Annotated in this window: 28 protein-coding genes; 14 read left to right on the top strand and 14 right to left on the bottom strand. The window is 61.3% G+C overall.

The genetic code is table 11. From position 1 onward, the window contains the following. The first annotated feature begins 4 nt into the window (after positions 1 to 4). The gene (locus JRN21_03425; GenBank protein ID MDG6988358.1) at positions 5 to 1,816 is read left to right on the top strand and encodes a ribosome biogenesis/translation initiation ATPase RLI; all 1,812 of its coding nucleotides are present in this window, start codon (positions 5 to 7) and stop codon (positions 1,814 to 1,816) included. Beyond that, complete coding sequence (locus JRN21_03420) at positions 1,800 to 2,624, top strand: methyltransferase (GenBank protein MDG6988357.1); 825 nt, start codon at positions 1,800 to 1,802, stop codon at positions 2,622 to 2,624. Before JRN21_03425 ends, JRN21_03420 begins: the two co-directional genes overlap by 17 nt. On the opposite strand, the gene JRN21_03415 is transcribed toward JRN21_03420, so the two are convergent. Beyond that, entirely contained in the window at positions 2,621 to 3,976 is a 1,356-nt protein-coding gene (locus JRN21_03415) for a cytochrome bc complex cytochrome b subunit (GenBank protein ID MDG6988356.1), read from the bottom strand. The genes JRN21_03420 and JRN21_03415 overlap by 4 nt on opposite strands. Next, positions 3,973 to 4,731 (bottom strand): Rieske 2Fe-2S domain-containing protein, encoded by a 759-nt coding sequence (locus tag JRN21_03410; GenBank protein MDG6988355.1) that lies wholly within the window; start codon positions 4,729 to 4,731, stop codon positions 3,973 to 3,975. Before JRN21_03410 ends, JRN21_03415 begins: the two co-directional genes overlap by 4 nt. 327 nt (positions 4,732 to 5,058) lie before the next feature. Here JRN21_03410 and JRN21_03405 point away from each other — a divergent pair, with 327 nt between their 5' ends. Continuing rightward, positions 5,059 to 5,577 (top strand): cupredoxin domain-containing protein, encoded by a 519-nt coding sequence (locus tag JRN21_03405; GenBank protein ID MDG6988354.1) that lies wholly within the window; start codon positions 5,059 to 5,061, stop codon positions 5,575 to 5,577. A 77-nt stretch (positions 5,578 to 5,654) separates the two neighbouring features. Here the strand turns inward: JRN21_03405 and JRN21_03400 are convergent, their stop codons facing one another. From JRN21_03400 to JRN21_03385, 4 genes are read right to left on the bottom strand one after another with little or no spacing between them, the layout of a single operon-like run. Then, entirely contained in the window at positions 5,655 to 6,227 is a 573-nt protein-coding gene (locus tag JRN21_03400) for a DUF99 family protein (GenBank protein MDG6988353.1), read from the bottom strand. Positions 6,228 to 6,236: 9 nt separating this feature from the next. After that, positions 6,237 to 7,082 (bottom strand): ABC transporter permease, encoded by an 846-nt coding sequence (locus tag JRN21_03395; protein MDG6988352.1) that lies wholly within the window; start codon positions 7,080 to 7,082, stop codon positions 6,237 to 6,239. Beyond that, positions 7,069 to 7,911, bottom strand: a complete 843-nt coding sequence (locus JRN21_03390; GenBank protein MDG6988351.1) for an ABC transporter permease — start codon at positions 7,909 to 7,911, stop codon at positions 7,069 to 7,071. Before JRN21_03390 ends, JRN21_03395 begins: the two co-directional genes overlap by 14 nt. Continuing rightward, the gene (locus JRN21_03385; protein MDG6988350.1) at positions 7,912 to 8,910 is read right to left on the bottom strand and encodes an ABC transporter ATP-binding protein; all 999 of its coding nucleotides are present in this window, start codon (positions 8,908 to 8,910) and stop codon (positions 7,912 to 7,914) included. Positions 8,911 to 9,043: 133 nt separating this feature from the next. Here JRN21_03385 and JRN21_03380 point away from each other — a divergent pair, with 133 nt between their 5' ends. Continuing rightward, a complete protein-coding gene (locus tag JRN21_03380; GenBank protein ID MDG6988349.1) occupies positions 9,044 to 9,439 on the top strand; it encodes a DUF296 domain-containing protein in 396 nt (131 codons plus the stop codon). Positions 9,440 to 9,597: 158 nt separating this feature from the next. On the opposite strand, the gene JRN21_03375 is transcribed toward JRN21_03380, so the two are convergent. Then, positions 9,598 to 10,533: an NAD-binding protein gene (locus tag JRN21_03375; GenBank protein ID MDG6988348.1), complete on the bottom strand. Its 936-nt coding sequence runs from the start codon at positions 10,531 to 10,533 to the stop codon at positions 9,598 to 9,600. A 103-nt stretch (positions 10,534 to 10,636) separates the two neighbouring features. On the opposite strand from JRN21_03375, the gene JRN21_03370 reads away from it, so the two are divergent. Then, positions 10,637 to 11,515 carry a DUF1028 domain-containing protein gene (locus JRN21_03370; GenBank protein MDG6988347.1) on the top strand — a complete coding sequence of 293 codons (879 nt, stop codon included), beginning with the start codon at positions 10,637 to 10,639 and terminating at the stop codon, positions 11,513 to 11,515. On the opposite strand, the gene JRN21_03365 is transcribed toward JRN21_03370, so the two are convergent. Beyond that, positions 11,484 to 12,179 carry a C40 family peptidase gene (locus JRN21_03365; protein ID MDG6988346.1) on the bottom strand — a complete coding sequence of 232 codons (696 nt, stop codon included), beginning with the start codon at positions 12,177 to 12,179 and terminating at the stop codon, positions 11,484 to 11,486. The genes JRN21_03370 and JRN21_03365 overlap by 32 nt on opposite strands. A 70-nt stretch (positions 12,180 to 12,249) precedes the next feature. Here JRN21_03365 and lysA point away from each other — a divergent pair, with 70 nt between their 5' ends. Continuing rightward, positions 12,250 to 13,509: a diaminopimelate decarboxylase gene (gene lysA, locus JRN21_03360; GenBank protein ID MDG6988345.1), complete on the top strand. Its 1,260-nt coding sequence runs from the start codon at positions 12,250 to 12,252 to the stop codon at positions 13,507 to 13,509. Between the two features lie 14 nt (positions 13,510 to 13,523). Here lysA and JRN21_03355 read toward each other — a convergent pair whose 3' ends face one another. Next, complete coding sequence (locus JRN21_03355) at positions 13,524 to 13,880, bottom strand: antibiotic biosynthesis monooxygenase (GenBank protein MDG6988344.1); 357 nt, start codon at positions 13,878 to 13,880, stop codon at positions 13,524 to 13,526. Between the two features lie 156 nt (positions 13,881 to 14,036). Next, positions 14,037 to 16,160 (bottom strand): hypothetical protein, encoded by a 2,124-nt coding sequence (locus JRN21_03350; GenBank protein ID MDG6988343.1) that lies wholly within the window; start codon positions 16,158 to 16,160, stop codon positions 14,037 to 14,039. Between the two features lie 923 nt (positions 16,161 to 17,083). Here JRN21_03350 and JRN21_03345 point away from each other — a divergent pair. The 6 genes from JRN21_03345 to JRN21_03320 all read left to right on the top strand — a co-directional run bounded on the left by JRN21_03345 (position 17,084) and on the right by JRN21_03320 (position 21,953). Then, complete coding sequence (locus JRN21_03345; GenBank protein MDG6988342.1) at positions 17,084 to 18,112, top strand: ABC transporter permease; 1,029 nt, start codon at positions 17,084 to 17,086, stop codon at positions 18,110 to 18,112. A gap of 99 nt (positions 18,113 to 18,211) precedes the next feature. After that, positions 18,212 to 19,120: an ABC transporter permease gene (locus tag JRN21_03340; GenBank protein ID MDG6988341.1), complete on the top strand. Its 909-nt coding sequence runs from the start codon at positions 18,212 to 18,214 to the stop codon at positions 19,118 to 19,120. A 1-nt stretch (position 19,121) separates the two neighbouring features. Then, positions 19,122 to 20,087: an ABC transporter ATP-binding protein gene (locus JRN21_03335; protein ID MDG6988340.1), complete on the top strand. Its 966-nt coding sequence runs from the start codon at positions 19,122 to 19,124 to the stop codon at positions 20,085 to 20,087. Between the two features lie 10 nt (positions 20,088 to 20,097). Further along, the gene (locus tag JRN21_03330) at positions 20,098 to 21,048 is read left to right on the top strand and encodes an ABC transporter ATP-binding protein (protein ID MDG6988339.1); all 951 of its coding nucleotides are present in this window, start codon (positions 20,098 to 20,100) and stop codon (positions 21,046 to 21,048) included. A gap of 6 nt (positions 21,049 to 21,054) precedes the next feature. Continuing rightward, positions 21,055 to 21,543, top strand: coding sequence for a PH domain-containing protein (locus JRN21_03325; GenBank protein MDG6988338.1), 489 nt, complete (start codon positions 21,055 to 21,057; stop codon positions 21,541 to 21,543). Positions 21,544 to 21,548: 5 nt separating this feature from the next. Next, positions 21,549 to 21,953, top strand: coding sequence for a hypothetical protein (locus JRN21_03320; protein ID MDG6988337.1), 405 nt, complete (start codon positions 21,549 to 21,551; stop codon positions 21,951 to 21,953). A gap of 28 nt (positions 21,954 to 21,981) precedes the next feature. On the opposite strand, the gene JRN21_03315 is transcribed toward JRN21_03320, so the two are convergent. Next, on the bottom strand, positions 21,982 to 22,545 hold the full coding sequence (locus JRN21_03315; GenBank protein ID MDG6988336.1) for a restriction endonuclease: 564 nt from the start codon (positions 22,543 to 22,545) through the stop codon (positions 21,982 to 21,984). Positions 22,546 to 22,596: 51 nt separating this feature from the next. Then, positions 22,597 to 22,974 carry a hypothetical protein gene (locus JRN21_03310; GenBank protein ID MDG6988335.1) on the bottom strand — a complete coding sequence of 126 codons (378 nt, stop codon included), beginning with the start codon at positions 22,972 to 22,974 and terminating at the stop codon, positions 22,597 to 22,599. 80 nt (positions 22,975 to 23,054) lie between these two features. Between JRN21_03310 and JRN21_03305 the strand changes: the two genes are divergently transcribed. Then, the gene (locus JRN21_03305; GenBank protein MDG6988334.1) at positions 23,055 to 23,570 is read left to right on the top strand and encodes a signal peptidase I; all 516 of its coding nucleotides are present in this window, start codon (positions 23,055 to 23,057) and stop codon (positions 23,568 to 23,570) included. Positions 23,571 to 23,639: 69 nt separating this feature from the next. Further along, positions 23,640 to 24,197, top strand: coding sequence for a TATA-box-binding protein (locus JRN21_03300; GenBank protein ID MDG6988333.1), 558 nt, complete (start codon positions 23,640 to 23,642; stop codon positions 24,195 to 24,197). Positions 24,198 to 24,225: 28 nt separating this feature from the next. On the opposite strand, the gene JRN21_03295 is transcribed toward JRN21_03300, so the two are convergent. Together JRN21_03295 and JRN21_03290 are read right to left on the bottom strand one after the other, a co-directional pair. Further along, positions 24,226 to 24,744: a GNAT family N-acetyltransferase gene (locus JRN21_03295; protein ID MDG6988332.1), complete on the bottom strand. Its 519-nt coding sequence runs from the start codon at positions 24,742 to 24,744 to the stop codon at positions 24,226 to 24,228. Next, positions 24,741 to 25,361 carry a hypothetical protein gene (locus JRN21_03290; GenBank protein ID MDG6988331.1) on the bottom strand — a complete coding sequence of 207 codons (621 nt, stop codon included), beginning with the start codon at positions 25,359 to 25,361 and terminating at the stop codon, positions 24,741 to 24,743. Before JRN21_03290 ends, JRN21_03295 begins: the two co-directional genes overlap by 4 nt. Between the last annotated feature and the right edge of the window lie 33 nt (positions 25,362 to 25,394).

Genomic DNA, 25,394 nt, shown 5'->3' with positions numbered 1-25,394 from the left:
AAGGTTGGTACACCGGATTGCGGTCGTAGACCAGGACCTCTGTCAGAGCAAGAAGTGCGGGCTCGAGTGCATCAAGGAGTGCCCGGTCAACATCAACGGCCAGGAGTGCATCACCCTCCCGGAAAGCAAGATCGCCCTGGTCTCAGAAGAGCTCTGCATAGGGTGCGGGATCTGCGTGAAGGTCTGCCCCTTCGACGCCGTAGGCATCCTCAACCTGAGCGAGGAGCTGAAGAGCGACAAGATCCACCAGTACGGCGTCAACTCGTTCAGGCTCTTCCGCATCCCCACGGTGAGGAAGGGGCAGGTGGTAGGGCTGGTCGGCAGGAACGGCATCGGCAAGTCTACGGCCCTCAAGATCCTGGCCGGGCAGCTGGTCCCCAACCTCGGGGACTACGAGGGGGGTGCGAGCTGGGAGAAGTTCCTCGCCTACCTGAGCGGCCGCGAGATGAAGGAGCACTTCGAGAAGATAGCGGACGGCGAGATGCGCGTCTCGCTCAAGCCCCAGGCCGTCTACCTCCTCCCCGAGGCGTGGAAGAAGGAGACCAGGCTCCTCCTCGAAAAGATGGACGAGAGGAAGAAGATGGACGAAGTGGTGGAGGCGCTCAACCTCGGAGCCACCCTGGAGAAGAAGCTCCCCGACCTGAGCGGAGGAGAGCTGCAGAGGGTCGCCGTCGCAGCGGCCGCCCTCAAAGACGCCGACCTCTACCTCTTCGACGAGCCGTCATCATACAACGACGTCTACCAGCGGCTGGCGGTCTCGAAGCTCATCACAGAGATCGCGGCTTCGGGGAAGGCGGTCCTCGTGGTGGAGCACGACATCGCGTTCCTAGACTACGTCGCGAACTACGTGCAGGTGATCTATGGAGAACCGGGCGCCTACGGGGTAGTCTCCGGGCTCTACGCCTCCAGGACTGGGATCAACGCCCTCCTCGACGGGTACCTCCCCCAGGAGAACGTCAGGTTCCGCGACCACGCGGTGACGTTCGGCGTGAGGGCGGCCGGGGAGACGGTCGAGAGCGAGGAGGTGGTGGCGAGATACTCGAAGCTGAGCAAGTCATACCCGTCCTTCAAGCTCGCGGTGGACGCAGGGGAGATCCGGGGAGGCACCATAGTGGGGGTGGTAGGCGCGAACGCCCTCGGCAAGACGACGTTCCTGAAGATCCTGGCCGGGGAAGAGAAGCCATCCAGGGGGACCGTCCATGTGGACGCGAAGGTCGCCTATAAGCCCCAGTACCTGAGTTCAGCCTTCGACGGGACGGTGGACGAGTTCTTCATGACGACCCTCGGCACGAAGTACAGCGATCCGGTGCTGCAGGACAACCTGGTGGTCCCGCTCAGGCTGGAGAAGCTCCTCGCCAGGAGGGTGGGTGAGCTGAGCGGAGGGGAGCTGCAGAAGGTCGCCATTGTGGCCACCATGGCGCAGGACACGGAGGTATACGCGCTGGACGAGCCGTCGGCATTCCTGGACGTCGAGGACAGGTTCGTGGTCGCCAGGGCGATAAACAGGATGGTGAAGGCGAGAGGGAAGGCCGCGGTGGTGATAGACCACGACCTGCAGGTGGTCGACATCGTGTCCGACAGGCTCCTCGTCTTCTCCGGGGAGCCAGGCGCATCAGGGGGAGCCACCCCACCGCTGACCAAAGAGGACGGGATGAACGAGTTCCTGAAGCTGGTCGGGCTGACCTACAGGCGAGACGTGAACACAGGGAGGCCGAGGGTCAACAAGCCCGGGAGCAAGCTGGACAGGGAGCAGAAGGAGAAGGGGGCATACTACTATGTGGCCCCGCAGGGCGATGAGAGTGCCCCGGCTGATTAGGGCCGCCCTCGAGAAGGCAGGGATAGGGGGCCCCGAAAGGGTCTCTTCCGGGGTCGACGTGGTGGGAGACGTAGCCGTGGTCAGGCTCGCCGGGTTCACCCCCGCCGAGAAGAGGAAGGTCGCCAGGGCCCTGCTGGCCGAATCCAAGAACCTCCGGGTGGTCATGGAACAGGAAGGAGGGATAGAGGGGGAGTTCAGGCTGCGGAGGCTGAAACACCTGGCAGGAGAGCGGAGGACCCTCACGCTCCACAGGGAGAACGGGTGCTCCTACAGGGTAGACCTGGCGAAGTCGTACTTCTCGCCCCGGCTGGCGACGGAGAGGTCGAGGATCGCAGGGATGGTGAAGAAGAAGGAGAAGGTCCTGAACATGTTCGCCGGGGTCGGGCCTTTCTCCATCCTCATCGCGAAGACCTCGGGGGCCAGGGTGACAAGCTGCGAAGCGAACCCGGTAGCCGCCAGGCTGCACGAAGAGAACGACAGGCTCAACAAGGTCGAGCAACTCGTCCAGGTGATAGAGGGGGACGCCGCGGACCTCCCCGGCAAGGTGCGCGGGAAGTTCGACAGGGTCATAATGCCCCACCCGTCCGAGGCGGACAGGTTCCTCCCCGTCGCCCTAGCCATGGCGAAGAAGGGGGGGATCATACACTACTACAGGCACGTCCTGGGAGAGGACGACGCCGAGGCTGAGCTCGCCCTTCGGGGAGAGCTCGCGCGGCTCCTCCCACGCGGGTCCAGGTTCTCCTCGCGCAGGGTGAGGGCCGTCGGCCCCAGGTGGGTGGAGCTGGTCGCCGACATCAGGGCAGCCTAGAAGGGAAGGCTCTGGCTGTACCTGTAGAGGTGGACCATCACGCCGAATGTGATGAGGATCGCACCGGTGTCGAACAGGACCATGTTCTTGAGGCTCAGGACGACGGCCTGCGCTGCCAGCAGGTTCATCCCGACCTGCGCGAAGATGAGCAGCAGGAACACTATGTAGACCCATTTCCTAGAGAGGACGGGCCCCATCGGGGCTACCGCCTTCCTGACCCGCTCCTTCGACTTGATGTAGCGCATGAAAGCGTATGTCCCTATGAAGCACAGCGCAGTCACGCCGAGCATGGACGCGAAGTAGTAGGTCGGGTCGACGTAGAGCCTCTGGAGAGTCGTAAGGCTCACGTTGGGGTTGATGTAGAATCCCCACCCGGTCGTGATGAGCACCTGGGCTATGGTCGTTATCCCAAGGGCTGTGAAGAACGGCCTGTCTCTCCAGTTGAGCTTCTTCGACGTGTCGACGAAGGGGACTACGACTGCCATGAGGAAGAACAGAGCCGGGATGAGGCCTCCCATCACGAACTTGTCGTAGAACGTCCGGAGGAGGGCGTAGATCCCCACCAGGTACCACTCGGGGATGGTGAGCTGGGGGTTGCTCGGGCTGTACGGGACGTTCAGCGCCACCGGGAATATGGCCGCCACGAGGAAGAGGCCGCCCACGAGGGTCGCGATCACGGGGAGGTCGAAGACGAGGTACCGCGGGAAGTGTATGAACACGAGGATGAGCATGATCATCGGGAGGATGAAGACGTGGGCCGAGTAGAGCCTGAGTATGAAGTCGGTGAACCCCGAGCCGAACAGCGCGAGGCGGAGCTGCCCCCCTATGACGGGGGACGCGTTCGTCAGGGACGCCCCGATCTCGATCGCGAGCCCGGACCTCTGGTTGAAGAGAAGGTCGTAGCCGCTGTAGGCCTCGACCCCGGTGATAATCCCGAGGAGGATCCCGGTCACCCAGAGGATCTCGTTCTTTATCTTGAACCTACCGCTGAAGTACTGGTAGTAGAGGTGCAGTATAGCCAGGAGCACCATGGCGTTGGACGCCGTATAGTGGATGTTCCTGATCATGTAGCCGAAGGGGACGGAGTTGTTGATGTTCGCGACGCTGTTGTAGGCGCAGGTGACGTTCCCGCACCCTGCGAGCGTGGGCTGGTAGTAGATCATGAGGAACCCGCCGGTCACACCGAGGACGAGGAATGTCATCCCGGTCAGGACCCCCAGATACCCTAGCGGGCTGACGAATCGCTTCGGGTAGGTGTACTGGATCCCCATCCAGACGGTCCTTTCGAGGCCGTTGTAGATCCACCGGTAGAACCTTGAGATGACGTTCTTCTTCTCTGGGGCCTGGGTCACCCGCTCAACACCACTGTCTCGTCCTTCACGTTGACCGGTTTCAGCGCGGCGGGTTTCAGGAAGTTCTCATAGCTCTGGTAGTCGCGGCCGTAGCCTATCTCTCCGTTAGCCTCGATGGGGTCGGCCACGGGGTTCCCGGTGGCGGGGTCGTAGTTCGGCGCGAAGACCCAGAGGTCGCCGCTGGCGTCGGCCTGCAGCGTCATCATCGGGATGGCGTTCTGTGGGAAGGCCTGCAACGCCGCCGGGCCTGCGGTCGCCAGCCCGTCGGGGAGCCTGTAGACGCTCCCGTGGCAGGGGCACTGGTAAGTCTCGTCCGCCGGGTTCGTGGTGTTCTCAGGGTTGTAGTTCGGGCTGCACCAGAGGTGCACGCAGACCTTGCTGAAAGCGACGAAGTCCGTGGCCTTCTTGCTGTCCCCGCCCAGCTCGACCGGCATCCTGATGAGCGCGAACTTCTGGAAGGTGTCTGGATTCTGGGCGTCGGTGACGGGGTCGCCTGAGGTCGGGTACGTGAAAACCCATGACTTGTTCGGGGGGAAGGTGGTGAGGTCGTTGATGTTCGCCACCTGGCCCGCCGCGGCCCCGTACTGCGCCGGCAGGTCGTCGATCGTCACCTTCTGATACAGGTACTGCGTGGAAGTGCCGATCTTTACCGTCGACGAAAGGAACGTCCCCCAAGGGACGAATGGGAGCATCGCTAGGACCGCGCCCGCGAGCAGGGCGACCTTCATGAAGGCCCGCTTCCCGGGGTCCTTCACCGGGGGCTTCGGCGGAGCGGCCGGAGGAGCGGAAACGGCTGGCCTCGGCTGCTGCGGCGCTGGCCTTGGAGCCTGAGGGGCTGCAGCGGGAACGGCCGGCCTTGGAGCCGCGGCAGGCGCAGGAACGGCCGGCTCAGGTTTTTTCTCGGCCGTAGCAGGCTGCTGGGCAGGCGGCTTCTCGCCAGAATCCTCTGCCAATTTGTTACCAGCGGCGGGGTGCTGAAAGGCGTTTTTTAGGCTTCGGTTTTCAGGAAAGGAATGTTCTACGACCTTTGGTCTCCAAAAATATTTAAAACGAGTCAGGCTTTGAGCCAACAAAGACAGTCTTTGAGCAGCAAACAGGGTTCTACCGCCGTTGGAATCATAGTCGCGATACTAATCATCGGGGCCGTCGGTTCGATCGGGTACTATCAGGTCGTCGTGGCGCCCGGTGAGGTCAACACGAGCTCCACTGCCGCTTCGACGTTGCCGGCGGTCACCTGTCCGTCGGCAGCGTGCGCGAACGTCTCAATAATTAGCGGGGCTTCGACTCCTCCATCGGGTTATTCTTCGGGACAGACCACGACCTACGGCTACGCCCCAGACAAGATCGTCGTGGTCATAGGCGTCAACAACACAGTGTACTGGGTCAACAACGACGCAGCGCCCCACACCGTGACTTCCGTTTCCACCCCGCCGATCTTCAACTCGGGCGAAGGGGGCCCCCTGTCCAACCAGGGCGGGACCTACCAGTACACGTTCACCACCCCGGGGACGTACTTCTACTACTGCTCGTACCACCCATGGATGCAGGGCGAGGTCGTGGTGCTCGCCGGCACCGGCTCGGCTTCTGGCGCTTCGGCTTAGACGCCACTATAACGCCGCATAGACGACGAAGACTCCGATAGGCGGTTTCGACCCCACGGCGGGTCTTCAACCCGGGTTCAAGGTCGCCAGGCGAGGGCGCCACGCGCCAGGAGCTTGGCCACGCGGACAGGCTCCGGGACAGAACCCTGAAGAGTGAAGGAATCGAGGACGCCCTTCGCTTCCGCGGCACCCACCCCCGCGGCCCTGACGTACACCCTGTGGCCCGTGCGCAGCACCACCCCGGTCCTCCTCCCCAGCTTCCGGTATGCGGCCAGCTTCTCCTCGGCCCCGTGAGGGAAGTGGCGCCTGATCGACCCTTCTATCCCAGAGGTCTCCCTGTAAGTGAGGCAGACGACCGGGAGACGCGTCTTGGCCGAGAGGAGGTCGACATCTACGATGTTGTAGAGGCTCAGGACGGCACCCGACACCAGGATCACGTTGACGTCGTTCCTGGCGAGCTTCCTGAAGAGGGAGGCGATGGACTTCGTGGCGTCGTCGCCGCCGACCTCGGTCCGTCCGAGGGAGACCCCGTCGATCACGAAGTCGCTCCTCATCACCACCCCGGCTAGGACGGACCTCTTCTCTCCCTGCCTGAAGCTTTCTGCCACCCCCAGGGCCCTGATCCCCGGCTTCTCGAGGTGGAGCTTCATCGGCAGGGCCTAGTATTCCTCGAACCTTCCGGTCCTGCGGGCGAGCGACTCGAACCCCGAGAAGACCGCGTACCCGGCGACCATCACGAGAATGGCGTCCAGCGCCTCCCAGCCGAGCAACGGGAGCAGCCCCTGCAGGGACGTCCCTGCGATTGCCTCCCTCACGGCCTCGGTCCCATAGGTCAGAGGGATGGCCCAGGCCACGGGCTGGAGCCAGCCGGGAAGGACCGACACGGGGAAGTTGACCCCGCTGAGCAGGAGGGTGATGAACAGGAAGATGTTGGCCACGATCAGCGCCGTCCTCATGTAGAGACCAACGGCGCTGATGAGGAGCCCGAAGGTGGTCATGGCGATGGCGGTGAGCATCACGACGGCCGCGATCCCAAGGTAGTCGGCGTTGGCGAAGCTGACCCCGAATATGGTCGCCGCGTAGAGGAGCCCCGCGGCCGCGATGAGCGCGGAGAGGAGCACTTGGAACCACGCCCTCCCTATGAACAGGGCGACCCTGTTAGCGGGGGTCACCATGGTGCTTGGAAGGGTCCCCTGCCACTTGTCCTGCGACGTGATGTTAGCCACGGCGAAGACCGCAGAGAAAGACATCGCCTGAAGCGCGTTCCCTATGACGATGAATTGCGTCTCCGACAGCGGGTACTTCAGATAGATCGAGAGGAACGCGAAGAACCCCATCTGGGCGATCGGGGTGATGAATATCTGCATGACCCACATCTCCCAGCTGTCCCAGATGATCAGCCCCTTCCTGCCGAAGAAGAACGCGCCCCTGAACACCCTGTACGCCATCTGGAGCCTCGACCCCGCGCTGAGGGTCCCTGCCGCGCCTCTCTCAGTACTCTTCAAGGGTCCCGATCCTCTTGGCGTAGGCCTCCACCCTCTTGAAGAGGAAGAAGGCCAGGGCCATGTAGGCGACCGTCTCCACGGTCATGATCGCGATGTCCTCCCAGTAGGTGGTCGGCAGCCCGACGTAGCCGGGGAGGGCGGCAAGCCTGATGGCGTCGATCCCCCAGGTGGGGGCCAGCAGGAAGGAGAACGGCAGGTAAACAATAGGGAGCAATATCACGGGGAACATGGTCCCCGTGGCGATGTAGACGGGGATCTCCATGGAGTTGGTGATGAACCCCCCCTTCCTGGAGAGGAGGAGCACGGTCGTCATGAGGAGGCCGAAGAATGACAGGGAGAGGAAGGTCGCGACCGACGCCAGGAGGAAGGCAGGGGGGTTGAGGAGCGAAAGGCCCGTCCTGAACCAGGCGAGCCCTATCACCAGGATGAAGACGGCCGTCAGCACCCCCTGGAGGGTGTTGAAGAGGACCCGGCCGAGGGCTATCCAGGAGAGCGGCACGGGAGCCGCGAGGGTCGACTCCATGGTCCCGTTCCACCTGTCGAATCCTATCGAGTTGGCTGACGCATAGATGGTCGTCCCCCACATACCCATCAGCCCCGACCCCAGGACGAGGTAGAGGAGGAAGTTGGGACCCGAGGTCTGTCCCTCGAAGAGGAAGAACGCCACGAGGGTGAAGATGAATGGCGCGATTATGTTAGGGATCAGCCATTGGGGGTCGGCGAAGAAGAGCTTGCTGGTCAGGAACGCCGAGGCCTTCAGCACCTGGACCCTCTTCGCCAAGTACCCCTCGGTCATCTTCCCGGGGGTGACTTCATCCATGGTGGCCAACTACTCTTCCACCAGCCTCAGGTATGCGTCCTCCAGCGTCGGCTCCTTGATGGTCCGGTCGATCATCTTCGCCCCCGGCGGGAGGGCTGCCACGACCTTGGACAGGAGGTCTGCGCCGAGCGGGGTCTGGATGCGGATGTCCTGGACCTCGGAGTCCAGGTCGGCGGTCACTCGTCCGACATCGGGGAGCATCTTCAGGGCTTCGACGTATTCGCTCGTCGCCCCGTACGTCCTCAGCTCTATCACAGACACGTCCCTCACCAGATTCTTGAGCTCCGATGGGGTGTCAAGCGCCACTATCTTCCCCTTCGATATCACGGCTATCCGCTGGCAGAGCTCTTCGGCCTCGAACATGTAGTGGGTCGTGAGCAGGATAGTCTTCCCCTGCCTCTTCAGCTCCATGACCATGTTGCGGATGTCCCGCGCCCCCGCCGGGTCGAGCCCTATGGTGGGCTCGTCGAGGAAGATGAGCTCGGGGTCGTGCACCAGCGCCTTCGCGATGTGGAGCCGCTGCTTCATCCCCCTCGAGTACTTCTCCACCCTCTCGCCAGCCCTGTCTGCCAGCCCGACGACGCCTAGGAGCTCAGGGATGCGCCTCCTGGCCACCGACGGGTCCACCCCGTAGAGGTCCGAGAAGTACCGCAGGTTGTCGATGGCGGACACCCTGTTGTACAGCCCCCTCTCGCCTCCGAAGACGATACCGATCCTGCGCCTGATCTCGTACAGGTCCTTCTTCACGTCGAACCCGAGGACCTTCGCCTCCCCACCGGTCGGGGTGAGCAGGGTGGTGAGTATCTTGATCGTCGTCGTCTTGCCGGCGCCGTTGGGTCCTATGAGCCCGAACAGCTCGCCGGGGGCGACCTGGAAGTCAACGCCGGAAAGCGCCCAGGTCGTCTTGGAGACCCCGCCAAAGAAGTTGCGGGTGACATACTCCCGAGTGAGCCCTTCCACTGAGACAGCCCATTTCGCGGGCCCACTGCCCGTCGGTTTTTCCTCCAATTTCCGCGATTGCTCCCGTGAAAGGGATTAGCATGGACCTAGGTATGAAAGGGTTGCCCCAGCCGATTCCGGCTCCAGGGAGTGTCGTGCGAAAGTGTCTCCCCTTTTATCGACGCCCGGAGACGGGGTCCCGTTGGCTAAGATTTACAGCGTCAGGGCGGGTTCCAGAATCCCCGAAGACATAGCATCGGTCGCGGCGCGCGAGGGAATCAAGACGGCGCTCGTCAGCGGCATCGGGGGAGTCAAGGAGGTGAAGCTGGCATACTTCAACCAGGAGACCAGAAAGTACGAAGAGCACGACTTCCGAGAGGAGCTCGAGGTCACCAGCCTCCTGGGGGACATCACGGTAAAGGACGGCGCGCCGTTCTTGCACTTGCACGGGACCTTTGGTAGGAGGGACATGTCGGTGCTAGGCGGCCATGTCGTGTCGGCGACCGTCTCCCCCCTGCTTGAGTTCGTCATCACTCCCACGAGCAACAGGGCCGTCCGAAGGTTCGACGAGTCCGTGGGGCTCAGCGTAATCTGCTAGAACGGGGCCGTTCGTTCAGGGCCTCATGGTGGGTTTAAGAGGCGACGCGCAGCCGTGGCCGTGCCCTCGATGACTTAACAGAGTTACGGGAAGGTCCAGATGTCCTGAAGGCATTAGAAGGAGAGGGCGCTTTACTGACGCTATGCCGCTGAAGCAGCTCAGCGGCCCGACAACGGCAGGTCGAGGACGGTGATCAGCCCAGCAGGTGCCTTCCCTATCCTCTCGACGCCGTGCACCACCATTGCGACCGTCGCCGAGTCCCCGAAGACCCCCTTCTCGAACCTGACCTTGATCGACGGGTCCCCCGTGACCTCTATCACGTCGAAGTCCGCGGAGGTGGTCGTCATCTCGAGGTCGAGGCGGATCTGGCACTTCCCTCCCCTCCCTTCCGCGAACTGCCTCACCCCCATTACGTAATCTTCCGAGCCGAGGACCGGGAAGACCCCCTCATCGATGTCCTCCAGCTTCTCCCCGAGCGAGAGCGCAACCAGATGGGCCGACTCCGCGAGCCCTATGTGGCCAAGCCTCCCCTCTGCGAGCTTCTTGTCGAACTCCGAGCGGCTGAGTCCGACCCCCACCTTCCTCTGGAGCTGTGGGCGCCGTCGAGAGACGTCGACGCTCCTCACTATGTGTATCCTCGTAGGGCTCTTCGAAGCCGAAGCCACCACGGCCGGGACCCAGTCCATGACAAACCCTGGGTTGACCCCCACGCCCACCAGGCTAACCCCTTTCTCCTTGGCGAGCGCGCCGAGCTTTGCCGCTTCGTCAGCCCCTGCGTGGCTGGGGTACGCCATCTCCTCTGAGGTCGTGACCACGTCGAGCCCCGCGGCCAGGAGCGCCCCGATATCTGCGGCGACGTCACCCACCCTGGACCGCGCTGAATACACAGCCACCTCTGCACCGGCAAGAGGGGCCTGCTGTATCGACGGATGCACCCTCACCCCAAGGGGGAGCCCCGTCAGTTCCGCGACCGTCTTCTCCGCCTTGGCCGGGTCAGGGTCGACTACGGCGACCACTTCGTGCCCTCTTTCCGTCAGATGCTTCAGAATCTCAGTTCCGATTGCGCCCATGCCGCAGAGTACGACCTTGACCATGGGCAGGGCGGCCTGCGCCGACGTTTTATAATCAGTTCCCCGAAAGCCGCGGTGAAGAGCGCTGACCTATTCTATCGTCGCCAGGGACGCGAGGACCGGCGAGATGGGAGTCGCAGTCCAGTCTCACTACTTCTCTGTCGGCTCGGCGGTCTCCTGGGCACGGGCGGGGGTCGGGGCGGTCGCCACCCAGGCGATGCTTGACGTGAGGTACGGGCCGCTGGGGTTGGAGCTCATGGCGGCAGGGATGAGCGCGCCAGGGGCCCTGCGGGCCCTGCTTGCCGCTGACACGAAGCCTGAGCACAGGCAGGTCGCGATGGTGGACTCGAAAGGGCTGGTCGCCTCGCATACCGGGAAGAAGTGCATACCGGAGGCTGGGTCCGCCGTCGGGGGAGGGGTCAGCTGCCAGGGGAACATAATGAAGAGCAGGAGGGTCTGGACGGAGATGCGCCGCGCCTTCGAGAGCAGCCCAGCCCTCCCCCTGAAGGAGCGGCTGATGAGGGCCCTCGAGGCAGGGGAGGGTGCCGGCGGCGACCTTCGCGGGAGGCAGTCGGCGGCGATGGTCGTGGTAGGCCCGAAGGCGTCTCCGAACCGGTGGGAGGGGAGGCTCGTCGACCTGAGGGTAGAGGACCACCCAGACCCCCTGAAGGAGATGAGGAGGCTCCTCCGCTACCATGAGGGGTACGGTTGGGTGGACCAGGGGGACGACAGGCTGAGCTCAGGGAAGATGGACGACGCGCTCGCCGCTTACAGCAAGGGGATGAAACTCGTGCCAGAGGTGCTCGAGCTGAAGTACTGGGTGGCCATCGGCCTCGTGTCTTCGGGGAGGGACAGGGCCAGGGGCGTCAGGATGCTCAAAGAAGTGTGCGCCGAAGACAGGAACTGGGTCAGGGTGACCAGGGGGCTGGTCAAGACTGGGGTCTCCGCCCTGGACCCCTCGGTGCTACGGCAGATCAGCCGAAGTCGTCCCCTTCGAAGCGCCTGATCCCCTGGAACACCGCCATCAGGCGGCGCGAGTAGTCTCCCCCGTCGGCAAGGTCGGTGGTCGACACCCCTCCGTGGCTCAGGTTCGCGTGTATTATCACCCGGTTCCCCAGGTGCATCGCCACGTGGCCGCTGAAGAAGACCAGGTCTCCCCTCTTCGCGTGGTCGAAGTCCTTCACCTTCGTCCCGGCGTCCCTCTGCCAGTTCGAGTTCCTCGGAAGCTCCTTCCCTGAATAGCGGAAGAGCCTCTGGGTGAACCCCGAGCAGTCGTAGCCGAAGTCAGACGTCCCGCCCCACAGATATGGGACCCCCAGGAACCGCTCGCTCAGGCTTGCGGGTTCGAACCTCTCCTCTATGGGGACCAGCGCCCTGGCCGGGAGCTTGTATCGTTTCGCTTCCGCCTCGCTCAGGTATGAGCCGAAGGGGAGGAGGAGGCAGTCTGCCCTCTGCCTGGACGCGACCTTGTACGCGCGGTCTCCCTCGAGATCCCCCAACAGGGTCTTTTGCATGTACCCCTCGAGCTTGTCCGGGCCAACGACCCGACAGTACCCTTCCTCGGTGCCGAGTATCTTCAGCTCTTCCCCGTAGACCAGCTGAGAGGTCCTCTCGGAACGGAACCTGGGCTTTCGCCTCAGGTCCGCGACCCCGACGACGACGCCTTTCACGTCTCGCGAGAGGCTGGGAGTCATTTTAACCCTTAAGGTTCGAAGCCGTCCGGCGGAGGCGGGACAGAGTTTGGAAGACCGCAGGCCTCACCTCAGGATGGGGAAGGGGACCCTCAGCGTCGGAGGGGTCCCCGCAGGAGAACTGGCCGAGGAGTATGGCACCCCCCTCTACGTGACCGACCTGGACAGGGTCGAAGAGAGATACAACAGCGCAGCCAAGGCGCTCGCTTCCAGGCACGGGCGATGCCTCGTCGCCTTCGCGTACAAGTCGAACTCCACTGCGGAGGTTGTGGAGTCGCTCGCCCGGCTCGGAGCAGGCGCTACTATCGTCTCCGTCGCGGGGATCGAGCTAGCCGGCGCCGTCGGAGTGAGCCATGAGAACGTGGTGTTCGACGGACCGAGCAAGTCGAAGGGGGAGCTCACGGCCGCCATCAAGGGGAAGGTCGGCATGATCAACGCCGAGTCGACCCAGGAAATGTTGGACATAGACGCACTCTGCGAAACGCTGGGAGTCGGCCGCTGCAAGGTGGGGTTCAGGGTCAACTTTGACATCGCGGCTGCCACCCACCCAGGGCTGGCGACTGGCAGCAGCAACCACAAGTTCGGCGTCCCCAGAGAGGAGGTAGTGAAATTCTGCACGGAAATAGCGCCGAGACTGAAGCATGTCAGGGTCGTCGGCCTGCATTCGCACGTTGGATCTCAGGTAGCTGACGCCGAGGTATTCAGGAAGGAGGCTGAAGAACTCGTCCGCTTGGCAGACGAGCTCCGGAAAGTCGGGACTGAAATCATAGAGTTCAACTTCGGCGGGGGCCTAGGAGTCGACTACACTGGAGGGGCCGGGGCCCTGGGGTTCGAGGGTTACGCGGAGGCTACTGCAGGGACCTTCTCCCAGCTCGGAGGTGACAGGAACGCCAGGCTGGTGTTCGAGCTCGGGAGGTCGATAGTAGCAGACTCCACGGTCATGCTCACCAAGGTGAACTACGTGAAGAAGGCGGGGACGACATCGTGGGCTCTTGTGGACGCCGGGATGAACGACTTCATCAGACCCGCCCTCTACGGGGCTTACCACGACATAGTGCCTGCCCGTGTGGCCGACTATACAGAGTCAGGAGCGTCCTACGACATTGGGGGGCCGGTGTGCGAGACGACAGACGTGTTCGGGTCGGGAAGGAAGCTCGGGGTAAGGCTCGCCCAGGGCGACCTGCTGGCCGTCCTCGACACAGGAGCCTACGGCACGTCCATGGCAAGCACATACAACATGAGGCCCCTTCCCGCGACTGTCCTTCTCTCGAAGGGCCGGCATCGCCTCGCACGGCAGTTCCATCCCTGAGCCATCCTACGCGCCTAGACCTTACTCGCCACGTGGAAATGGGCGACTCCCGGCTCCAGCTCGGCCAGGAACTCGCTGTCCCTCCTATAGTACTTCGCCTTCTTGATGTCGGCCCCGGTGAACTCCTGGATGGCGTCCTCCGAGTCCCACAGGGAGATGACCACGAACTCGGTGTTGTCTCCGACGTCGCGCGTGAAGAGATACGCCCCTCTGTTCCCCTTTGAGCTCTTGATCTCCTTCATCCCGGTGGCACCCACATAGTGGATGAACTCGTCCCGCTTCGATTTGGGCGTGACCCCGTGCCAGATCCTCGCTATCGCCGGCTGGGACTCTTCTGTCTGAGGTCCGTCCTTTGGCTTTCGCCTAGCCAAGTCTATGCTCCCGGCTCAAGCGGTCCAGTCGCGGATAAGCTGATGCGGACGCGCACGTGCGTTCCTTCTTTCCGGATGCTCAAAAGGTTGTCCACAGCCTCCGCTGCGGTTTTCAAAAACAGAAGAGGGATCCCGAGCCTTCCGGCCCAGGACTGTCTAGATTGTGACTGGAGAGTAGTAGACTAGGTTGTAGAAGCCGCCCACGAACTGGTTGAAATTCCATCCCTGCACATAGGGCTGGACGAAGAAGAAGTTCGTAGGAGTGCCCGCACCGGGTTGCCCAGCGGGTATCTGGGGTATGGGCGACCAGATCCATATCTGGTTCTGGGCCGCATACTTGTAGAGATTCTCCGAGCAGGTCGTTGCGGCTGCCGCGGAGGATGGGAATTGGCATGCTAGCGCTTCGTTGTTCACAGTCGAGTTGGTGAAGTACCCGTTGAAGGGAGATGGCGTCATCAGTGGGAAGAACATCTGTGTGAACGGATTGTTGTAGTCCGCTCCCCAACCGATGTACTGGATGACAGGATAGGTGTACTTGCTGCCGTCGAGGATGTCAAGTTGGGTCGTCGTGGTCCCGAATGGGTTCGCATAGACGCCGAAGGTTTGCAGGTCACTCGAAATCACCGTCAGTGAGACTTCGAGAGCGCCTGTGAGCGGGATGGCGTAGTAGAGTTTGAATGGTTGTAGCTGGGTTCCGCTTTGGTCACCGTACTCCGTCCCGGACGCGATCGTTGTGCCGTTGGACAGGGTGATCGGAGAGGTCGTCACCATCCACTGATGGGACTGGAGCCCGAACTGGTTGAAGTCGAGGAACGCCGCCGTAAGGTTCTGGATGGGTTCTGGCAGGTTGCCAGGGTTGTAGTAGGCGTATGCCTGGGTCAAGGGCCCGAGGTAGTAGCCTGCGTAGTATGTCCCGTTGAAGATGCCAGGCTCGTTGAGGGCAGTGTAGTTGATTGCATTGCCCATACCTAGCCTGAACGACGTGTAGTTGGTCGGAGCAGACCACATGTTCATTTCTAGGGACAGTTCGAAGTCGAATAGCCCGATGCCTCTGAACACCTGGTTGAACGCGTAGTGCGCCCTGACGTTCGCAGGCAGGGAGTCGTACATCGCGTTGTAGTTCAGCGCGGCCTCGGCTGAAATCTGGGCCTTGTTGGACCCGAAGTCCGCTTCGGCTTGGGCATCATTCGAATATGGTGCGACTATGATGGTATTGATGTGGGCTGGCTTGGCCAGTGCTGGGAGATTGGTCTGGGAAGAGCTTCCGCCCCAGTAGTTGGGCGTAGCTTGCAGTACGACAGGGTTGTCGCCTGGCCCCAAAGACCTGACTACATATGGCCCACTGCCGATGCCGCCGTGGATGTTCAGATACGAGTTCGCCGTGTTGTTCGAGACCCCACCGTGGGCGTCGACGTTCGCCGGCTCTATGACCTGAGCTCCGTCAAACCCTGCGAAGAGTTGCGGACCGAACGCGGCCATGGGCACCAGATAGTTGGCTGTGATGGAGGTGGAGTTGGCCGAGAAGGCCTGGTTGGCGTACTGTATGATGGACGCCTGTGTCGAGTTGGTCTGTGGGCTGAAGTTTGAAAGCATCTGGTTCAGCACAGAGACCGCCAGGTTCTCTGCCGCTGTCGTGTTGGCTGCTGTGTTCAGACCGGTTACGCTGTGAATTGCCTCCCTCAGACCGAACGGGATTTGGTTGCCGAAGGTGCCGAAGGAGTAGGAGCTCGCGCTGTAGCTGATCTGTTCCCAGTTCGAGAAGCTGATGCCTGTAGGCGCGTTCATGTAGATCATGCGTACTACTGAGAACCACGCGTCATACCCAGAGACCGGCGTACCGTCGGAGAAGGTGACACCTGGTCTGATCTGGAAGACATCAGTCATTCCGTTGGTGGAGATCGCATAGCTAGAGGCTACAACAGGCACGATGACGTTGCTTGACCCGTTGTACATCACCAGGTCCTGGTAGAGGGCGTTGATGATGTTGACATCCTGCGAGTAGAACGCATAACCTGGGTCCATCGAGTCTGGCGCGGTCCCGGTGGACTCGTCAACCAGCACGCTCGAGTTTTGCGGACCATAGGTTGTCGTCGTGGGTGTCGTGGTGGTCGGTGTCGTGGTGGTCGGTGTCGTGGTGGTCGGTGGCACCGTGGAGCTCGTAGTCTTCTGTCCCGACGGGACGAAGACGACGAAGGCCGCGACGCCAGCGATGACGAGGATGACTACGATGATTGCGACTGTGACTGTAGCGCTTATCGCTTTACGTGAAGTGATATTCATTCTCACGCTATAACCGCCTTCCAGATTATATAAGAATTGTTAACACAGAGGGTGGAAAGCGCCGACTGTCGCTGGCATCGGAATTATCTGCCCTGGCGCATACTTGCATAGAGGAGTATATACCCTTCCTGAGTGAGCTTGTAGTACCGTTCCCTGGCGCCGGTCGACTCGCATCGGACCAGCCCATCCTTCCGTAGGAGGCTCAGCCCCCTGCTTACGTCACTCAGATGCTTGTTTTCCAGGCTAGCAAGCTCGGTCGGGGTCCTTGGGCGCACAACGAGATGATACAGCAGTCTAAGTCTGAAAGGGCCCCGGATAGAGAATCCTCCTCTTAGCGCCAAATCACGGTAAGTGTTCGTTTGTGGGAAAATATAACGTTTGTTATCAGAGCCGAAAGTCGCCCAATTGCGGGACAGGGCATTTACCATAGATATGGATTAGCGCTGCCGTTTCCACACAGATACCAACCTCCAGAGACTGCGGTGGCCTGACTTTTTGGAGGTCGTTTCAGGTCAAGGCCGAAGGGACATTACAAGGCCCCACAACGGTACATGGGCAACCTGCTGTCCGACCCAAGTCATACGTGAGGAAGACTTCCCGCGATCCATGTCGGTCTTCGTGCCCCTGCCTCCAGAGTTTCTGAGGACATCGGAGACCAGGACTGGTTTGAACCGCTGAGCCCATCTTCCCCGCTCCGGCTGAGCCGCGCCTTGGGTCTGACTCGAGTCGAGGGGTCCCCGCTCTCCAGACCGGTCTTCGGTCGTCCGAGGAGATTCTCCAGAGGAGCGGCAGGCCAGCCTTAGCCTCGACTTTTTCAAAAACGCCGGGCAGGTCAGAGCTGAACAACCACCACGACCCCCTAGATATTGTGCTAACAACACATAAGAAGGGCATTGGAAACTGCACGCGAGCGAAGAAATCGAATGGCTCAAGGGTTCCTGTTCTTCGTCGCAAGGAGAGCAGTGAACGCCGTCATAACCGTCTTCCTTATGGTGGCGCTGATATTCATCATCATACATCTCGTCGCTCCCACCCCAGAGGACCTAGCGAGAATATACGTCGGCCCGAAGTTCCCGCCGAAGGAACTCCTCGCGCTTGCCAAGAGGCTAGGACTGACCCAGCCAATCTACGTCCAGTTCGTCAACTACGTGATCGGCTTCTTTCAGGGGAACCTGGGCACCGACACCATATACAACATCCCGGAGATACTGGTGATTGAGGAGTACTTTCCAATCACGCTGAACATGGTCATCCTCGGAACGCTTGGCGGCGTGCTCATCGGAATATTCACCGGAGCGATCGCGGCGTCGAACAGGAACACAAAGGCCGACTATGGCGTGAAGGGCGTATACCTGGCGACCTGGGCAGCGCCTCCATTTATGGTGGGGATCTTCCTCCAACTCGTACTAGCGTACTATCTGAACCTCCTTCCCACCGGGGGAGTCGCCAACCCCTTGCTCCTCGTCCCGGCTCCAGTGACCGGGATTCCGTTGATAGACTCCATCTTGGCACACAACTGGACATACCTGTTTAGCTGGGCCCGGCACCTGATGCTCCCTGCAGTCACCATAGCCCTGATAAGCTTCGGGAGCATAACAAGGCTGACGAGGGCTACAATGGTGGACGCCCTCGACAAAGACTACGTAAAACTGGCATACATGAAGGGACTGGGGAAGAGCAAGGTCGTGTGGGGCACCGCTTTCAGGAACGCTGTCATCCCGATCATCACGCTGCTTGCTCTGACCTTTGCCACTACGGTGGGAGGAGCCGTTGTCGTGGAGGACATATTCTCATATCATGGCATTGGTTACTTCGCGGTCCAGGCGGCTTACCAGCTCGACTACCCTGCCTTGATCGCCATCGCGGTGATTGTGGGTTTCGCCGTCATCATTGCAAACTTCATAGCGGACGTTTTGTACGGCGTGATGGACCCGAGGGTGAGGCTGACTTAGATGAGTGACGCCTCGGAGCAGAAGAAAGGGAGGTTTAGGCTGTTCAAGGGCAAGAGCGGTCCGCAGTCAATTGAAGAACTGAACAAAGCAGAAGTCCCATTGGGAGAGTCGAGCGGCATCTCCTTCATCGTCGGGTACGTCAGGAGAGACAAGGTCGCTCTCGCCGGCGCCATCGGCATAACCGTATTCCTCGGTTTCTCCCTCGTCCAAGGGGTTCTTGAAGTCGTAGGGAATTACATCCGGGACAAGGCTCTCACATATGCGATATTGCCGTCGAACCCCTTCACTTTCGACTTCACCCTGAAACTCGCGCCTCCTTCGCTCGTCAATTTCCCGGTTGGGATATTCGGTTACGACGCCGAAGGCAGGAGCATCATGTCCAGGATCTTGTTTGCCGCCCCCAGAGACGCGCTGGCCGCCCTGGTGGTGGTCGGCTCGGCCATCCTGATAGGGATGCTGCTTGGGATTTCGGCCGGATACATCGGAGGATGGGCGGACGAGATCCTGATGAGGCTCACCGACGCTTTCCTCGCTTTCCCGATCATACTTCTGGCCATCGCCTTTTCTCTCATCCTGGGGAACGGGTACCAAGTCGTGCTCGTTACCCTCGTGATAATATGGTGGCCGTCCTACGCCAGGTTCTTCCGCGCCCAGGCGCTGAGCATAAAATCCAGAGGATATGTCGAGGCGTCACGACTCAGCGGGCTGAGCTCGATCAGGATAATACTCCGACACATCTTCCCGAACGCCATTGATCCGATAGTGGCGATCGCCACCCTCGACTTCGGGAACGTGATTCTCACCTATTCCACCCTCGCTTTCCTCAGCATCGGGGTGACGGTCGGGATGCCTGAATGGGGTGCCATGTCGGCGAGCGGGCTACAGTACGTCCCCCGCGTCTGGTGGTACGCGCTCTTCCCCAGTATCGCCATAATGTTGGTCGTCGTTTTCTTCTCGCTCCTGGGAGACAGGATTCAGGACTTGGTTGGCGGGAGGATATCGTACTAACTTGCTCCTGGAGGTCAAGGGACTCCGCATAACCTATCGCACCGTCTACGGCTACCTTGAGGCGGTAAAGGGACTGGACCTCTCGATAGAGAAGGGAGAGACCGTGGCGGTGGTTGGGGAGAGCGGATGCGGGAAGTCGACTGTCGGGCACTCCCTAGTGAGGCTCCTCCCCCCAAATGCGAAATATGAGGGCTCTGTGAACTTCAACGGGAAGGACGTCTTCAGTCTGACGGGCATGGAGTTGAGGGCGTTCCGTGGGAACGACGTCTTCATGATTTTCCAAGACCCGCTGAACAGCCTCAACCCTGTCAAGCGGGTCGACAACCAGATGCTCGAGGCGGTGATGATGAGAGAGAAGGTCGCAGGGAGGGAGTTCGACCGAGAAGCGGCTTACAAGGAGGTAGTCAGGGAGCTCACGGAGGTCAGGATGCCCGACCCGGACGTGATATTGCGGCGCTATCCGCACCAGCTTTCTGGAGGTCAGATCCAGAGGGTGGTAATCGCCATGGCGCTTGTGATGAAACCCAAGCTCCTGGTAGCGGACGAACCCACCTCCGCCCTTGACGTGACCATCCAGGCGCAAGTGATGAAGCTCATCAAGGACCTGAAGAAAGAGTACGGCATGTCGGTCCTCTTCATAACCCATGACATGGCTGTTGCGTACACAATCGCGGACAGGTTCCTCGTCATGTACGCGGGCGAGCTCTCGGAACTCGGTCCGGTAGACATGGTGGTGGCCAACCCTCTGCACCCCTATACAATCGCGCTCGTAAACAGCATCCCGACAAAGTCCCACAGGCAAGGAGAGCTGGTGGCCATTCCAGGCTCGCCGCCGAACATGCTGGCGCCTCCGTCCGGATGCAGATTCAATCCGCGGTGCCCCAAGGTGATGGAGATATGCCGAACCGCGGACCCGGCAACGAAAGGAGTGGACCAGAGGTTGCTCAGGTGCCATCTATTTGACTGAAGAGAAATCTGTGTTCAAGACGGTGGCGGCCACGAGATGGTTCGAGGCTTCCAAGAGAGGGTTCATCCAGTCTGTCATCGCCAGGTCGCCCAAGGTCTGGGTGAAGGCCGTGGACGGCGTGGACATCGAGATAAAGCAGGGAGAGATTCTCGCGCTGGTGGGGGAAAGCGGAAGCGGGAAGACGACTCTCGGGAGGATGCTCGCGACCCTCGAAACGACCTCCAACGGGGACATTTACTTCATGGAGGAGAAGGTCTCCAAGAAGATATGGAGGAAGGTCAGGAGCCGGGTACAGATGGTCTTCCAGAACCCCACGGACAGCCTAGACCCGAGGATGCCCATCAAGGACATCGTGATAGAGCCCCTCCACAAGTCGGGGGTCAGCAAGGGCGACAAGCAAGCCCAGTTCGCAACCGCCCTTGAGCTCGTGGGCCTGGACGCGAAGACTTTCGCTCAGAGGAGAATCCGTGACCTTTCTGGCGGTCAAAGGCAGAGGATAGCCGTCGCAAGGGCCATCATCGGAAACCCGACGTTCGTAGTCTTGGACGAGCCGACTTCGGCGCTAGACGCGTCCGTCCAGGCCCAGGTCCTGAACCTCCTCGCCAGGATTCATGACGAACTCGAGCTGACTTACCTCTTCATAACTCACAACATCGCGGTGGCGCGCTTCATCTCTGACAGGATTGCGGTGATGTACGCAGGAAAGGTGGTCGAGACCGGCCCGACTGAGCGGGTGATCAGCGACCCCAAGCACCCATACACCCAGGCCTTGCTGAAATCAGTCCCAACAGTCAAGTCGCACGAAGTAGTTCCTCCGACAGGAGAAGTCCCTAGCCTCGTCGTTCTGCCCACGGGGTGCAGGTTCCACCCTCGTTGCCCCTATGTCATGGACGTCTGCAGGGAGAAGGAGCCCGGCCTGAAGGGGGTAGGAGAAGTCCAAGCCGCCTGCTGGCTCTACTGATTCCTTTTGCAGCCCGCCAAAGTCCTACGGTCAAACACTACGAAGAGCCTGGTCAAGGGGACCATAGCATTGGCTCTGTTCACTCCGTTCTTGAGCCTCAGTTGGGCGCACCTGCCGGACTATCTGCTCTTCGTCGGGGTGTACTATCTGACCGTGGGGCTGTACATGCTCTACAAAGAATCGACGGCGCACTGGATAGGGGATGATGGAGTCCACGTCAAGCGGCTATGGCAAAGAGAGATGGTCGTGTCCTATGACAACATCAGGGACCTAGGGCACTCACAGGGGATGCTCGCCAGGCGGTTCAACTGCGGAACAATCTATGTCGAACTCAGGCAGGGGAAGGGCACGCACAGGTCCATGACTGGTGTGGCCGTCGTCCAGCTCAGAGACCTCCCCGATCCCTTCGGACTGATGGAAGAGATAGCGGAGAAGCTTGGTCCGTTCGCAGGGACAGAGTCGCCCCCTTCCGAGCCTCAAGCAGGCTCCAGATAGTCCAAGTGCACGCCAATATTGTGCTGGAAGTCGGTGAAGGCGAAGATGAGGACGATCGCCCTCCTGCGACAAACCGCTCCCCCCGGATTGAGAACTACGTCGCCTTCCTCGGTGTAGCCTACGGAGTCATGGGCGTGTACGTGCAGAACAAGGGGCCCGGCGTGTACACCCTGCGAGCCTCGGGGCCGCGGATCAAGCGCTTCCATGACAGAGTCATAGTCGATTACGCCGACGTCCAGGGGCTCGCCTACTCGCAGGGGATGCTGGCGAAGTGTTTCGGGGAGGGGACAGTGTACGCCGAGCTGAAACGGGGCAGGGAAAGCCGCCGCTCCCCGCAGGGTCTCGGGGTCGTGGTCCTGAAGGGCGTCCCTAACCCGACAGGGGTGACGAAGGAGATTGAGGATGGATGAGCCCGTTCAGGCAGGGCGCCTAGAACGACTAGACCAGGTCCAGCATTTCCCGGTGCGACTCGACGCCGTCGAGGAAGTCCCCCAGGGCGAACACCGGGACGATGGCACCGCCCTCCACGAACCTCTCGCCCGGGTCGGTCAGGACGAGTATCACGGTGGCTATCGGCCCTATGGGGTCGAGGGTGTCGTGCAGCCTCTTCGCCCTCGCCCGCTGGGCGGCGACCAACCTCGCGAGCGTCGCCCTGCCCGGGGTCCTCCGCCAGTGCTTGCAGTCCACCGCCAGGCAGATCCGGGCCGACACTCCGAGGATGTCTATCTGGGCCCGCGGCTTCCTAAGGTGCAGGTTCTCCCTAACGCGGTACCCCTTGGCACGGAGGACCATGGAACAGAACTTCTCGAAGTCCTTCCAGTTCAGGTGTTTCGAGACGGACTCGGGCGGCTCCCCCCGGGCGCAAAGCGCGAGTCCCGCCATCACCTCGTCGGATGGCCCGTCGCCAGGGGTCCCCAGCCGCTCCGCGACTCCTGCGAGCGCGTCGCGCGCCCTCTGGGGGGTCCCGGTCTTCCTCTCCAGGAGCTGGAGGAGCGACCCCATGAAGGCATGGACAGAGGCTCGCCTTTTGAACCTGAGCAGGGCCGCCCGGCCTTACGCTGGAGGGTTCGGCGGAACTGATTCGGAAGGGCGAGACATGCCCGCCGACCTCCTCCCCTTCCAGAGCGTGACGTAGACGAACCAGGCGTTCACAGCCACGAGCATCACAGAAAGCACCTGAACCCAGTCGAGGGTCGGTGGGCTGGTTAGGCGCACCAAGGCGCTCGACCTCAGAAGCGGGTTCCCGGACATCGTGAAGAGCCTGGTCAGGAACGAGTAGCTGAAGGACGGCGTGTACCCGCATAGGTTAGGGCAGGCCGTATGGAGGGAGGCCGCATAGGAAATCCTCCAGCTCAAGTCCTGGACCACATAGTAGAGGGCCACCAGCAGGAGGGCGTCTGCCGCGAGGACCTTCAACAGGTTCCTGAGCACGACGTCATCGTCGGCAGGGGGCGATAAAAAGCATCCAGTCTGCTCAAACGTTTAACCGGTTCTGGCGCGGAGGCGTCTTAATGCAGATGGTCCGCAGAAGCACTGTCATCTATGTCGCCGTCTTCGTCGCCCTGATCTTCTGGGCGTACTTCGTCCAGACGGACACCAGGAGGGTCGACGGCGTCAGCATGCTCCCGACGCTCGAGGGAGGGGACCTGGTGGTGATCCAGAGCGTCCCGATAAGCGACGTACACGTCGGGAACATCATAGTGTACAACGGCCTCTGCTCGACAGGAGGAGAGTCGGTGGTGCACCGGGTAGTGAACGTCACCTCTGCCGGCCTGATCACGAAGGGGGACAACAACCCCCGCACAGACCAGGCGTCAGGGATAGCCTCCAGGCCCATCACCCAGAACTGCCTTGAAGGAGAGGTGGTGTTCGTGATACCCTACGTAGAGCTGCTCGCCTACTACGTCGACCTGTACAACCTGCCGCAGTGGTACAACTACATCCCGTCCCTCCTTATCCTCCTCGTTGTCATCGTCTCGACCTTGTTGCAGCCCTCGGAGAAGGAGAGGGAAGAGACGCACCAGTAGATGCAACACTGCCTGCAGAGCCTGCTTAAATACTCCTTTAAATACTGAGAGAATTCGCCTCGGCTCGGAATGCCGCAGACAAAAGCAATAGTCAGCATCGAGAACGTAGTCGCATCGGCATCGATCAACCAGACCGTCGACCTGAACCTCATCACCAAGAACTTCGTCACCGTCGAGTACCACCCCGACCAGTTCCCCGGCCTGGTGTTCAGGCTGCGGAACCCCAAGACGGCCACCCTGATCTTCAGCTCTGGGAAGATGGTCTGCACGGGCGCGAAATCCGAGGAGCAGGCCAGGAAGGCTGTAGAGGAAGTGGTCCGTCAGCTCAAGAAGGGGAAGATACCCATCAAGAACGAGGCGGTCGTCGAGATCCAGAACATCGTGGCATCAGCGAGCTTGGGAGGGAAGGTCCACCTCGAGGAGGCGGCGCGCGTCCTCCCGAAGTCCATGTACGAGCCAGAACAGTTCCCGGGCCTGATCCACAGAATGGCCGACCCCAAGACGGTCATCCTCCTGTTCGCGTCAGGGAAGCTCGTCTGCACCGGCGCGAAGAAGGAGAGCGAAGTCTACAGGGCGGTCAACAACCTCCACATCACCCTCGAAGAGAAGAACCTCATGGTGTACTGAAGAGGTTCTTTCTCCCCGATTTTGTCCGCTAGGGCTTCCTGATTTCATTCTCCATGTACAGCATGTCGAAGTAGGTCTTGCCGACCCTGAGCTCGTTCCTCGCCCTCCCTGTCACCTCGAACCCGAACTTCCTGTAGAGCTGAAGCGCGGGCCGGAACTCCGAGTTCACGCTGAGCTGCACCTTGATGACCCCGCGCCTCTTCCGCACGTCGCGGAGGGCCCGCTCCATAAGGAGGCTGCCCACCCCCCTTCCCCTCTGAGCAGGAGTGACATAGACCCCGTAGATGGCGGCTATGTGCCCCGTCCTGACCCGGTCGTTGAACACCCTCGATATCATCCCCACGGGCTTCCCTCCAGACAAGGCGTAGAGCGTCCCCTCCATCCTCTTGCGCCACTCTTCCTCCGGTCTCCCCACCTCCTCCTCATAGGAGCTGCCGAACGCCCCAGGGTCGGTACTGAGAGCCTCGAGCCGGAGCGCCCTCGCCTCCTTCCACCTGGCGCCCGGGAGCTTCGCTATCCTGATCGAACCAGGCGACCTGCCGCTCAACCCGAGCGGCGCCCGACCGACTTCGTGATCGCCTTCATGTTGTCCTTGGTGATCAGCTCCATGGAGAAGAGCGTGTCCGCGAGCTCCACCACGTCGGTGACGGCGTGCAGGGCCACCTTCTTCTTACCAAGCTCTTCCCTCGCACCCTCCAGCCTGTCGATGAGGACCACCGCCGAAGAGACTTTTCCCCCTTCGTCCTCGACGGCCTCGGCCGCGGACATTATCGTCTTCCCCGAAGTGGCGAGGTCCCCGACTACGACGACGTTCCACCCCGGTCTGACCTCCCCTTCCACCAGCCTGTCGTTTCCGTGCCTCTCCGTCCTGACGTATACCAGCGGCTTCTTCAGCGCCACCGCGACCGGGACGGCGAGGAGGAGCCCCGTCGTCGGGAAGGCGCATATCGCGTCGGCCTTCGGCACGTTCTTGGAGACCTGCTCCGCGAGGGCCTCCGAGACGAGTCCGTATGTCCCCGGATAGCTTGGGAGCCCCCGGAGGTTCACGTAGTACGAGCTGTCGCTCCCGTCCGGGAGCGTGAACGTCCCGAACTGGAGCGCGCCTGCCTTCACCAGCCCCTCCGCTATGGCGCCGAGCTTGCTGTTCCGCTTCTTCCAGGCCATAGGCCGGCGCTTCCTTCATTTGCTTAAAAAGCA

This window comes from Nitrososphaerota archaeon, assembly GCA_029785825.1.
Taxonomy (GTDB): Archaea; Thermoproteota; Nitrososphaeria; order Nitrososphaerales; family Gagatemarchaeaceae; genus UBA183.
Note: the sequence above shows the minus strand (reverse complement) of the source record. Positions and strands in the feature narration are given on the sequence as shown.

Bases quoted from the DNA above. Each gene is read 5' to 3' on its own strand.
- JRN21_03400 (MDG6988353.1), bottom strand. From the start codon at position 6,227: ATGAAGCTCCACCTCGAGAAGCCGGGGATCAGGGCCCTGGGGGTGGCA.
- JRN21_03375 (MDG6988348.1), bottom strand. From the start codon at position 10,533: ATGGTCAAGGTCGTACTCTGCGGCATGGGCGCAATCGGAACTGAGATT.
- JRN21_03370 (MDG6988347.1), top strand. From the start codon at position 10,637: ATGGGAGTCGCAGTCCAGTCTCACTACTTCTCTGTCGGCTCGGCGGTC.
- JRN21_03350 (MDG6988343.1), bottom strand. From the start codon at position 16,160: ATGAATATCACTTCACGTAAAGCGATAAGCGCTACAGTCACAGTCGCA.
- JRN21_03345 (MDG6988342.1), top strand. From the start codon at position 17,084: ATGGCTCAAGGGTTCCTGTTCTTCGTCGCAAGGAGAGCAGTGAACGCC.
- JRN21_03315 (MDG6988336.1), bottom strand. From the start codon at position 22,545: ATGGGGTCGCTCCTCCAGCTCCTGGAGAGGAAGACCGGGACCCCCCAG.
- JRN21_03305 (MDG6988334.1), top strand. From the start codon at position 23,055: ATGCAGATGGTCCGCAGAAGCACTGTCATCTATGTCGCCGTCTTCGTC.
- JRN21_03300 (MDG6988333.1), top strand. From the start codon at position 23,640: ATGCCGCAGACAAAAGCAATAGTCAGCATCGAGAACGTAGTCGCATCG.
- JRN21_03290 (MDG6988331.1), bottom strand. From the start codon at position 25,361: ATGGCCTGGAAGAAGCGGAACAGCAAGCTCGGCGCCATAGCGGAGGGG.